The sequence below is a fragment of the Mesorhizobium sp. P3_A9 genome, assembly GCF_056402975.1.
The window spans coordinates 1-11,984 of sequence record NZ_JBFUGJ010000179.1; the positions used below are offsets into that span (position 1 = coordinate 1).

At 66.8% G+C, this 11,984-nt stretch carries 6 protein-coding genes; 1 reads left to right on the forward strand and 5 read right to left on the reverse strand.

All coding sequences use genetic code 11. The features are described from left to right. The 5 genes from AC1DX0_RS21820 to AC1DX0_RS21840 form a co-directional block, all read right to left on the reverse strand. The coding region (locus AC1DX0_RS21820; protein WP_477356829.1) for a beta strand repeat-containing protein at positions 1-8,845 on the reverse strand (8,845 nt) is incomplete at its 3' end. Between the two features lie 308 nt (positions 8,846-9,153). Then, positions 9,154-9,417, reverse strand: coding sequence for a DUF6074 family protein (locus AC1DX0_RS21825; protein ID WP_477222316.1), 264 nt, complete (start codon positions 9,415-9,417; stop codon positions 9,154-9,156). A gap of 208 nt (positions 9,418-9,625) precedes the next feature. Beyond that, positions 9,626-9,922 carry a DUF982 domain-containing protein gene (locus AC1DX0_RS21830; RefSeq protein ID WP_477356831.1) on the reverse strand — a complete coding sequence of 99 codons (297 nt, stop codon included), beginning with the start codon at positions 9,920-9,922 and terminating at the stop codon, positions 9,626-9,628. Positions 9,923-10,104: 182 nt separating this feature from the next. Next, a complete protein-coding gene (locus tag AC1DX0_RS21835; protein ID WP_477222314.1) occupies positions 10,105-10,344 on the reverse strand; it encodes a hypothetical protein in 240 nt (79 codons plus the stop codon). Between the two features lie 113 nt (positions 10,345-10,457). After that, a complete protein-coding gene (locus AC1DX0_RS21840) occupies positions 10,458-10,796 on the reverse strand; it encodes a hypothetical protein (RefSeq protein WP_477222313.1) in 339 nt (112 codons plus the stop codon). 279 nt (positions 10,797-11,075) lie between these two features. On the opposite strand from AC1DX0_RS21840, the gene map reads away from it, so the two are divergent. After that, the gene (gene map, locus AC1DX0_RS21845; protein WP_477356833.1) at positions 11,076-11,903 is read left to right on the forward strand and encodes a type I methionyl aminopeptidase; all 828 of its coding nucleotides are present in this window, start codon (positions 11,076-11,078) and stop codon (positions 11,901-11,903) included. Positions 11,904-11,984 lie beyond the last annotated feature (81 nt).

An 11,984-nucleotide genomic window follows, 5' to 3' on the forward strand; every position in this document is an offset into this window, starting at 1 on the left:
CGTTGCTGTTGATCGTCACGACGCCGCCATCGCCCTTGCCGCCGTTGACTGCCTGGATGATGCCATCGGTGCCCGCCGTCACCACGCCGCCGCCGCCGCCGACCGACTGCGCGAAGATGCCGACCGAGCCGTTGCCCTTCAGCACGATCTGTCCCGTATTGGTGACGGTGACATCGCCACCCTTGCCGGTCGCGCCGCTATCGCCACCGATAAACACCGGCGGGCCGATGGTCGCCGCGATCGCAGTGCCGCCGCTGCCGCCGCCACCACCAACCGATTGCGCGAAGATCGCCACCGAATTGTCGCCGTCGAGCTGCATCTGGCCATTGTTGACGACGGTGACCACACCGCCGTCGCCGCCGGCCGCACCCTTGCCGCCGAGCGCGAGCGAGAAGCCGGGACCGCCACCGGCCACCGAATAGGTAGCGCCGCCATTGCCGCCACCGCCGCCGACTGACTGTGCCATGATGCCGGTCGAGCCGAAGCCCTGCGTGTGGATGAAACCGTCGCTGAAATTGGTGACGTTGACATTGCCGCCCTTGCCATTGGCGCCGCCATCGCCACCGATGCCGAATGTCAGGGCACTTGGGCTCAGAGCCGCGGCAATGCTCATGGCGCCATTGCCGCCGCCGCCGCCGATCGATTCGGCGAAGATCGCCACCGATGCGGCGGACACGGTCGTGATGTCGCCATGATTGTTGACGGTGACCACACCGCCATCGCCCGAACTGCCGCCGTTGCCGCCAACGCCAACCGAGGTCGGCACGATGCTGGCGCCAATGCCACCGCCGCCGGAACCACCACCGGCGCCGATCGATTGCGCGAAGATGCCATGCGCGCCGACGCCTTCGACCGTGATCGTGCCCGCGGCATTGTTGTTGACGGTGACCGTCCCGCCAGAGCCGGTGCTGCCGGCCGTGGTGCCGTCGCCGACATCGCCACCTTTGCCGCCGACCGCTATGAAGCCGATCGCGCGGCCGCCGGAACCACCGCCGCCGCCGATCGACTGGGCGTTGATGCCGTCGGCGCCGGCGCCGTAGGTGTGCAGGCTGTTGTTGTTGGTGACATTGACGATGCCGCCGATGCCGGACGAGCCGCCGGCGCCGCCGATCGAGATAAGGGCCGGGATCGAGCCGGTGATGCCGCCATTCTTGCCACCGCCCGAACCACCGCCGCCACCCACCGACTGCGCCTGGATGGCGTAGGAATCGATGCCGTGCGTCTCGATCATCGCGTCATTGATGACATCCACCTGGCCGCCGGACCCGCTGGCGCCGCCCGAACCGCCGACCGCGATCGCGCTGATGCCGAGTGTGCCGCCCGCGCCACCGCCACCGCCGATCGATTGCGCGAAAATGCCAACCGAATCATCGGCATGGGTGAGGATGCCGCCATAATTGTCGACCGTGACGTGACCACCGGTGCCGCCGGCCTTGCCGGAGCCGCCGAGCGACAGCAAGCCGCCGGCGCCACCGCCGGTGCCGCCACCGCCGCCGACCGACTGCGCAAAGATGCCGGCCGAATAACCCTGCTCCGGATCGGCGCTTGGGGCGCCGTCCGCTGGCGGGGTCGGCGATGTGCCGTGCGTCTCGATGATGGCCAAGCCGGTCTGGCTGAGGTCGGTCTTGCCGTTGGTGACGGTGACCGAGCCGCCATTGCCGGCGGCTTTGCCCTGGCCGCCAATGCCGACCGTGCCAAGCACGCCGGCCTGGCCGTCGCCGCCGTCGCCGCCGCCGCCGCCGATCGACTGGGCATGGATACCGTCGGACTTGGTGCCGAAGGTGGTGATGACGCCTTCATTGGTGACGATGACAGTGCCGCCATTGCCGCCGCCGGCGCCATTGCCGCCAATGGCGACCGCGCCGGAGCGCGTCAGGCTGGAGGTGCCGAGCGGCTTCAGGAGCAGCGTCGGGTCGACCGGCACATAGGGTATGGCGAAAAGGCCGCCGGTGCCCATATAGGCGTCGCCGCCGATGCCGCCGCCGCCGCCGATCGACTGCGCCACGATGCCGGACGACTTGTCGCCATTGGTGGTGATGAAATCATAATTGCCGACATCGACCTGAAGGGCGTCATTGCCGGTTCCGCCGCTGCCACCGACCGTCGCCTGCAGGTTCCAGTTCGGCTTGCCGCCGGCCGGTTCGCAGACCTTTGGCAGGGTGCATCTTGCGCCCAACTGCAGCGAGATGGAATTGGCGCGACCGCCGGTGCCGCCGCCGCCGCCAATCGACTGCGCCAGGATGCCGAAGGCGCCCATGCCGTTGGTCTCGATGCCGCCATACTGCCTGATGGTGACGTTGCCGCCCTTGTTGCCGTCGCCGGCCGCGCCGCCGACCGCGACGCTGACATTGACCTGCGTGCCCTCGTTGTTGCCGTTGAGGCCTAGCAGACCGGTTATGGCGTTGCCGCCGGAACCGCCGCCGCCGCCGATCGACTGCGCGAAGATACCGTAGGCGCCGTCGCCATTGGTCACGGTCTGGCCGGCGGCGAGCAGGCCTGTCTGCAGCAGGCCGTGATTGGTCACGAAGACGTCGCCGGCAAAACAGGCGTCACCGCCCAGGCCACCGACGCTGACGCCGACATTGAAATTGGATCCCGTGCCAAGCGAACCGACCGCCGCCGAGATCGCCATGCCGCCATTGCCGCCACCGCCACCGATCGACTGCGCCTGAATGGCGTGCGATTCGAGGCCATAGGTCGAAATGGCGCCGGTGTTGTCGATCGTCACCTTGCCGCTGTTGGTGCCCGCACCGCCGAAGCCGCCGACGCTCGCCGACAGGGTCTTGGCGTCAGTGCCGGCGATCGCGCCGGAGATCGCCATGCCGCCATTGCCGCCGCTGCCGCCGACYGACTGCGCGAACAGGCCGACCGACTTGTCGCCGGTGGTGATCGTCGCGCCGTGCCGTGTCAGTTGAAYCTCGCCGCCCGTGCCGCCACCGCCACCCTCGCCGCCGACCGCGACGGTGATCTGGTTGCCACCCTCACCGAGATTGAGGGCCGCCGCGACGCTCAAGCCGCCATTGCCGCCGCCGCCGCCGATCGACTGCGCCAGGACGCCAAAGGCCTGGCTGCCGCCGGTCTGGATGATGCCGGTGGAATCGACCGTGACCTTCTCGGCGTCGCCGCCGGACCCGGCGCCGCCGCCGAGCGACACCGAGACAGCGCCATTCTTGCTCGGATTCTTGCCGAGCGAGCCCTTGATCGTCGCGGCGAAGGCGAAGCCGCCATTGCCGCCACCGCCGCCGACCGACTGCGCCAGGATGCCGTTCGCGCCGGCGCCTTCGGTCAAAATGTTGTCCACCGAGGTGACGTTGACGGTCTTGCCGTCGCCGGAGCCCGCGCCTGAGCCGCCGATGGAGACGCCGATCGCAGCCTTGGCATTCTGGCCGGTGACCGAGACAGCGCCGGAGAAGCCGCCATCGCCGCCGCCRCCGCCGACCGATTGCGCGAAGATGCCGTTGGAATCGCCGCCGACGGTGTGGATGGTCTCATTGTTGTTGGCGAGTGTGGTGCCGATATTGCTGTTGACGACGACCTGGCCGCCATCCTGGCCGGCGCCACCAGTGCCGCCGACGCTGACAGCGGCGCCACCGGCGCCGTCGACGACCATCTCTCCAGAAATGGCGAAGCCACCGGTGCCGCCGCCGCCGCCGATCGACTGGGCAAGGATACCGTTCGACTTGTCGCCGGCCGTCGCGATCGTGCCGATATTGTTGACCGTGACCAGTTGCGAAGTGCCGCCCTTGGCACCGCTGCCGCCGACGGAAACCGCCGCGGCTGCCTGCTGCGCGGAGCCGGCGATGGTCACGGCAGCGCCGCCATTGCCGCCGCCGCCGCCAACCGATTGCGCCAGGATGCCGTTCGACGCGTTCTTGATAGTGACGATGTTGCCGGTCGAGGTCACGGTGACCTTATCGGCATTGCCGCCGCCCGCGCCGGAACCGCCGACACCGACGCTGACCGCGCCCTGCCCCGCGGTGATCGCGAGTGCGCCCGAAAAGCCGCCATTGCCGCCGCCACCGCCGATCGACTGTGCCAGGATGCCGTCGGCCTTCAAACCTTCGGTCCTGAGATCGCCGGTCGAGGTGACGGTGACCGCTTTGGCGTCGCCGCCATTGTCACCCGAGCCGCCGACACCGACTGCCAGGCTGCCGGTGCCTTGGCCGGTCAGGGTGCCGGCCACGGCGCCGCCGCCATTGCCGCCACCGCCGCCAACCGATTGCGCGAAGATGCCATGCGAGCCGTCGCCCGTGGTCTTGATGTTGCCGGTGCTGTTGACGGTGACGATCTGGGCATTGCCGCCGCTTGAACCGGAGCCGCCGACCGAGACGCTGGCCGCCATATCCTTGCTGCCGGACAGCGCGATGGCAAAACCGCCATTGCCGCCGCCGCCGCCGACCGACTGCGCCAGGATGCCGAAGGAGTCTTTTCCTTCGGTCAGGATGTTGTTGTAGCTGGTGACGGTGACCGTTTCGGCATTCGAGCCGGATCCGGCGCCGCCGCCGATGCTGACGCCAAGCCCGCCACCGCCGAGACCGACGCCAAGGCTGCCGGCAAAACCGCCTGAACCGCCGCCGCCGCCCACCGATTGCGCGAAGATGCCTGACGAATCGTCGCCCTTGGTCCAGATCGAAATCACGTTCGAGGGCGGCGCCTGCAGCACAGGATTGCCGTTGGAGTCGAGCAGGCTGTAGCTGTTGACGATAACCTTGCCGGCAGTCGAGCCGGTGGCGCCGGAACCACCGACACCGACGCCGATGCCGGCATTGCCTGTCGTCGCCGAACCCGCGATGGCAAAGCCGCCGGTGCCGCCACCGCCGCCCACCGACTGCGCCAGGATGCCGTTGGAGAACTTGCCGGTGGTGATGATCCCCCCGGTGCTGGTCACCGTTACGTCCTTGCCGACACCGCCGACGCCGCCCTTGCCGCCGATGGCGACCGCGGCCGTTGCCGCGTCGGGATCGCCGATCGCGCCGGAAACCGCAACGGCAAAGCCGCCATTGCCGCCGCCGCCGCCGATCGATTGCGCGATAATGCCGGACGAATTGTCGAAATTGGTCGAGATGTTGCCGGTGCTGGTCACCGTGACGATGTCGGCGCTGCCGCCGCCGGCGCCGTTGCCGCCGAGCGAGACGCCGACCGCGATCGACTTGCCGCCGCCGAGCGATCCGGCAAAGCCGCCATTGCCGCCGCCGCCGCCGACCGACTGCGCCAGGATGCCGGCGGCACCCGTGCCGCGCACATCCCCGTCAGTGAAGCCCGCGCCGGTCGAGATGTCGCCGGTCGACACGACCGTGACGTCGAGGCCGTTGCCTGCCGCGCCACCCTTGCCGCCAAGACCGACCGCGATGCCGGCGTCCAGCCCGAGCGCAAGCGCTACGGACGAACCGCCATTGCCGCCRCCGCCGCCGACCGATTGCGCCAGGATGCCGATCGATTGGTCGCCATAGGTGGTGATATCTCCGGTCGAGGTGACCTTGACCGTCTTGGCGCTGCCGCCGCCGGCGCCGTTGCCACCGAGACCGACCGCTGCGGCCACGCCCTGCAGCGTGATCGCGCCGGAACCGGCAAAGCCGCCATTGCCACCGCCACCGCCCACCGATTGCGCCAGGATGCCGGCCGACTGATCGTCATGCGTTTCGATGTTGCCGGTCGAGGTGACCGTGACTGGGCCCGCGTTGTTGCCCGTACCGCCGCCGCCGCCGACGGCGACCGAAGCGCCGAAGGCGCCGGTGGTGAAAGTGCCGGCGACGCTGAAACCGCCGTTGCCGCCGCCGCCGCCGATCGACTGCGCCAGGATGCCTGCCGACTGTTTGCCGTAGGTGGCGATGTTGCCGTAGTTGGTGACGACAACGTCCTTGCCGATACCGCCGCCGGCGCCTTTGCCGCCGATCGATACCGATGCCGCGCCGCCGGCGCCTTCGACCGAGCCGGAGCCGCTCAGCGCGATTGAAAATCCGCCATTGCCGCCGCCGCCGCCGATCGACTGGGCGAGGATGCCGATCGAATTGTCGTCGATGGTCAGGATGCTGTTCTGCGTGACCGTGTTGCCGACCTTCTTGCCGTTGTTGACGGTCACCGTGCCGGCGTCGCCGCCGCCCGCGCCCGTGCCGCCGAGGCTGACACCCGCGCTGGCGACGCCGCCAAGCGACAGGCTACCCGCAAATCCGCCATTGCCGCCGCCGCCGCCGATGCTCTCGGCCTGGACGCCGGCCGCGTTCTTGCCTTCGGTAATGAGGTTCCATGTGCCGGCATAGCCGGCCTTGGTTATGATGTGGCCGGCGCCGTCGGCACTGACAGTCACGTTGCCGGCACTGCTGCCCTCGGAACCGGCGCCACCCAGCCCGACGCTTGCAGCCGCGGCACCAAGCGAGGCCGAAACGGAGAAGCCGCCATTGCCACCACCTCCGCCGATCGACTGAGCGAGAATGCCGGCCGAGTTGTCGCCTTGCGTATGGATCGAGCCGGAGCTGCCGACGATGACGTCCTTGCCGGCGCCACCGCTAGCGCCCTTGCCGCCGATGCTGACGGCAAGCCCGATGCCGCCGACCGCGCCGCCGATCGAGTAGCCGCCATTGCCGCCGCCGCCGCCGACCGACTGCGCGACGATGCCTTGGGCATTGTCGCCGCCAGTGAAAATATCGCTGAGACTGGAGACGGTGACCACGTCGGCGTCGCCGCCCTTGCCGCCTGTGCCGCCGATGGCGATCGCCGCGGCAAAACCGGTGCTGTTGCCAGCAATCGCGATCGCCGCGCCGCCATTGCCGCCGCCGCCACCGATCGATTGCGCGAAGATACCGCGCGAGCCCGCGCCATAGGTGGTCAGCGTGCCGGCTGTCTGGACGGTAACCGTGCTGCCCTTGGCGCCGTCGGCGGCATTGCCGCCCGTTGACAGCGCAAGCGCACCGGCGGCAGCCGAAACCGCGAAGCCGCCATTGCCGCCACCGCCGCCGATCGATTGCGCGAAGACGGCATCGGACTGGTCGCCATGGGTGATGATGGAATAAGCGGTGTTGTTGGCGTCGCGCAGCACTTCGACAGCGCCGGCTGCCCCGCCGCGGCCGCCGGAGCCGCCGAGCGAAACGCTGAAGCCGACGCCGCCGGAAAACGCACCGCCGCCATTGCCGCCGCCGCCGCCCACCGATTGTGCGAAGATGCCCGCAGAATTGATGGCATCCGCCGATGTGTGGCCAAACTGGGTCGCCAGCAAGCCGGTCTCGATATCGCCCGCATTGATGACAGTTACGAGAGCGCCGCTGCCACCCGCACCACCGCTGCCGCCGGCCGAGAAAAGGCCGCCGGACACGCCGCCATTGCCGCCGCCGCCGCCGACCGATTGCGCAAATATGCCGGCCGACTGCTTGCCGTCGGTGAAGATGGAGCCCGCGGCGGTGTTGGTTACCTGGACGATACCGCCATTGGTGGTCGAGCTGCCGCTGCCGCCCAGCGAAACGAGGCCGCCCGAACTGCCGCCATTGCCGCCACCACCGCCGATCGACTGAGCAAGGATGCCGTTCGATTCCTGGCCATGCGTGGTTATCTGGCCGGAATTGGTGACGCTGACGCTCACGATAGGAGGAGAATTGGCTGGCGCCGTCGGACCGCCATTGCCGCCGAGACTGCCGCTGCCGCCGGAGGCGAACAGGCCGAAATTCGAGCCGCCGTCGCCGCCGCCGCCGCCGATCGTCTGGGCGAGAATGCCCTGTGAATTGTTGCCGTAGGTGGTGATATTAGCGTTGTTGATGACCTGGACGATGCCGCCATTGCCGCCATTGGCGCCGCTGCCGCCGGACGAGGAGAAAAGCCCGAAGCCGCCGGCGCTGCCGCCGCCGCCGCCACCGATCGACTGGGCGACGATGCCGTGAGAATAGATGCCATGGGTGACGATGGTCGTGCCGACCCCGGTGAAGACGTTGGYGTTGCCGCCGGCGCCTGCCGGGCTGCCGCCGCCTGGATTGAAGACCAGCCCGCCACCGCCGCCGCCATTGCCGCCGTGACCGCCCTGGCTGATGGCAATGATGCCGGCCGAATAATTGCCCGTTGTTTCGACGCTGCCGGCATTGAAATTCACCGCGGCGGTGCCGCCGCTTCCGCCCAGGCCGCCGTCGCCGGCATCGCCGGAAATACCCTTGGCATCGCCGCCGTCGCCGCCATCGCCACCAACGCTGCTGGCTACGATGCCGGCATCCGCGCAAACTGTCGGAAGCACGCAATTGTTGCCGGTCTTGACGGCGCCGCTGACATTAACGGTGATCGAACCGCCATCGGCGCCGTTGGAGCCGTCACCTCCATCTGAAAAGACATAGCCGTTGCTGCCATTGCCGCCGCGGCTGCCATTCGAGGCACCGACAACACCGATGGTGCCCGTCGCGATCACCGCGCCACTGTTGGGGGTATTGGCGTTGGCTGTGGGCTGATTGTAGTTGACCACAAGCGTCGGCCCGGAATTGCCGGAAGGTCCGCCAGCGGCCTTGACCGGCGGCGCCACGCAGCTTGTTCCGGAAGGCGCGCCATTGGCGACCGCGCAGCTCTCGGCCACGGCGGGATTGCCGTTCTGGGCGGGTTTTTCCGGGGTGATGACGCAGTCGGCCGCGTTGCCGGTGCTGCAGGTGTAGTGTTGGATTTCCGTTGCCGCTGACGGGCTCGCGCCCGAACCGGTCAGGGATATCCGGCTGGGATCGATCGTCAGCGTGTTGACGTTGAGCGTGGTAACGCCAGGCGCGGTGTAGCTGATATCAGACTGTGTTCCGGCCCCCGCGCAATTCTCGACGCCACCACTTGGCCCCGTGCAAGTCGCTTCGGCAGGGCCCGTCGAACCGACGAACAGCGTCAGCGCCATGAGCATGGCCGCTACCGCCACGAATGATGAAAGGCCGAAAAATCTCTGCTTCAGCCACCCAGAAACAAAGCGAGACTCGGCTGCGCCCCCCCGAACACGAGTCATCGTCATCCCCCCTGACCCGCACCGCAACGGCGCGAATCTCCCCTTGCTAATGCAACCTATCAGATTGCAATGGCGATGGGGGCTCCTAACAATAAAGGTGATGCAAATTGGGTGCACTGTTGCCGTTAAAGCACAGAAACCCACAAGAAAACCCAGCGCTTACGCGCTATTGGAGTAAGCAGCGTAACGTCCTAGAACAATATTTGCTTTCAGGCGGAAAGAACTGGAGCCGGCTCAGCGACCACTCTAGTCGAAAGTTCTCTCTGTACGGCCAGGAAAAACCTGCGTACTTCATCACTGGCTGCTGCTCTGTCTCTGCCTGACCCGACAGCGAGGTCAAGCAACTCGGCTGCTTTAGCCCTCCAGAACGAGGCTGCGGGTTCGCCATGCAGATGGTCAAGCTTGGCTGCAACTTCTCTGACTAGGAATAGCTGACGATCGATCGGGAATGCACGGACTTTTTCTGGGGACATCTTCCAAACCCTGAGACTGACGCAACGAATCAACCATCGCCGAACAAGCAATGGCGTAGCCGCCAAGGTGGAAACGGAAGCTTAACGCCGCCGTCGGTGCGTCGTCATGGAAGGACACGCACGCAATGATCCGCACACGAGATCATCACGCGTTCAGGCAAAGTTGGTTGAGAGGCGAGTTGGTCGATTGGGCAGGCGAAAGCGGCCCTCAGGCCTGCAGCACCCTCGCCTCGCCGCCACGCTTGCGCGGCGCCATCATGTCACTGGCCATCAGTCCGGTGACACGGCAGAACGCCATGAACGCGCGGCAGGCGTCCTCTGTCTTGACCACGTCCACCGTGGCGCCAAAGCAGGCATTGAAGGCTTTCTGATACATCGGCCCCTGCCGGCGCGCCGGCCAGTCCTGGAGAAAATCCAGCGCCTGYTCGACGCTGTARATCTCCTCKACSGGCARSCCGGGGSCKKGCGCRATRCGCACCGGCACYTCGAATTGCAATCTGTCCATCAGACATCTCCCGAACTGGCGTCGCCCAAGCAACGCCGTTCGTCATCAAAAGTTGCGTTGCCCGACTTATGGCACGCAAATGTGTCGTCACTGCGGAAACCGCCGTTTCTGCTGCAAACGGGCCAAGGAAAGTTCTGCCGGCACCAGGTGGTCCGGCAGCACTTTCCAAGTTGGCGACGCGATTACTGGTTGGCCGGGTCGGTCTCCGCCTCGAAGGCCATGCGCACCACCATCAGCAGAACATAGGCCGACGGCAGGGCGAACAGGGCGCCAAGGACGAGCGCTCCGCTTCCCGACAGATAGAGCGTCTCGGCGATCGCCCAGTACACGGTTCCGATACAGATGAACGTCTGGACGGACAGAAACGAAGCAGCCGATACGGCGCGCGACAGGCTTTTGAATGTCTTGATACGTTGTTGCATTGCAATGATCCGAAAATGGTGCGCCACGCCACGCATGCGCGGCTGATGGCCGCCGCACGGGTCACGACGCGAATAGCTTCTAAAGAAGGGTGAAGGGTGCGGTCCTGGACCGCTCAGGCCTGCGTGAACGGCGGCGCACGTGGCTGGTTGGTGCTCGCTCTAGGGGCGGAGACCGTGCCAGATCCGGCAACAACCACCTCCGGCGACATCGGAGCGAGCCAAGGGAAAACAGCTTGCGGCACCGGTAGCGCCGGATGACCGCCGGCGAACTTGGCCAGCACCGCCCGGGCGGTGCGAATCTCCAGGGCCTGGGCCTTGTTGGTGACGCGCAGCAGCGCCGCGACCTCACCCGATCGTTCCAGGCCAACGCTGGCGCCGCCCTGGGCAGGGTCCGCGAAGGCGGGCACATCAGGCCGGCCGAGACACAGCATCGCCAGCAGCACCAGGCCCATCAGACATGAGCAGGCTGCCGTCAACGGCGCTTCAAGCGATCTGGCGCGCTTTTGGGCTGGACGCGATCTCCAAAACATCGTTCCGCCCTAGCGCACGATGGCTGGAAAGGAAAGCAAACCGTGCAAAAACCGACCAGAGATCGCCCCGACGCGACGAATATCGCGACGGCTCGGGCCGCATCAGGCAGTTCTTCCTTGAACCTTTTGCCCTCAAGTGCCAAATCTGGGGAGATTTTCACGCCAGCACTCCTGCAGCGCACACCTTTCTACACGGACAAAATGGTCACCTATCTCGACGCCGCSACGGCMCCCCTSAGAAACACCGGCCAGATCCGCCTCTATGGCGAGGACGGTTTTGCCGGCATGCGCAAGGCMTGCGACCTCACCGCGCGYTGCCTSGACGAACTGGYGCCGATGGTCGMGCCCGGSGTCACCACCGAMRCCATMGACCGYTTCGTCTTCGAGTTCGGCATGGATCACGGCGCGCTGCCGGCGACGCTCAACTATCGCGGCTACACGAAATCGTCCTGCACCTCGATCAACCATGTCGTCTGCCATGGCATTCCCGACAACAAGCCGCTGAAGGATGGCGACATCGTCAACATCGACGTTACCTACATCCTCGATGGCTGGCACGGCGATTCCTCGCGCATGTATCCAGTCGGCACGATCAAGCGCGCCGCCGAGCGACTGCTCGAGGTCACCCATGAATGCCTGATGCGCGGCATTGCCTCGGTCAGGCCGGGTGCCCGCACCGGCGCCATCGGCGCCGCCATCCAGACTTTTGCCGAGGCGGAGCGCTGCTCGGTGGTGCGCGACTTCTGCGGCCATGGCGTCGGCCAACTCTTCCACGACGCTCCGAACATCCTGCACTACGGCAGCGCCAATGAAGGCGTCGAGATGCGGCCCGGTATGATCTTCACCATCGAGCCGATGATCAATCTCGGCCGCCCGCATGTGAAAGTGCTGTCGGATGGCTGGACGGCGGTGACGCGCGACCGTTCGCTGTCGGCGCAGTACGAGCACACGATCGGCGTGACCGACACCGGCTGCGAGATTTTCACGCTCTCGCCCAACAACCTCGACCGCCCCGGCCTGCYGGCCTGATCGATCCCCTTTTGCACGAACAGTCTGCCGCGCACCACAGCACAGCAAGTAATTGCTGCTTTGCTGTCAGCGATATCTCTT

Bases quoted from the DNA above. Each gene is read 5' to 3' on its own strand.
- AC1DX0_RS21825 (WP_477222316.1), bottom strand. From the start codon at position 9,417: ATGTCCCCAGAAAAAGTCCGTGCATTCCCGATCGATCGTCAGCTATTC.
- AC1DX0_RS21835 (WP_477222314.1), bottom strand. From the start codon at position 10,344: ATGCAACAACGTATCAAGACATTCAAAAGCCTGTCGCGCGCCGTATCG.
- AC1DX0_RS21840 (WP_477222313.1), bottom strand. From the start codon at position 10,796: ATGGGCCTGGTGCTGCTGGCGATGCTGTGTCTCGGCCGGCCTGATGTG.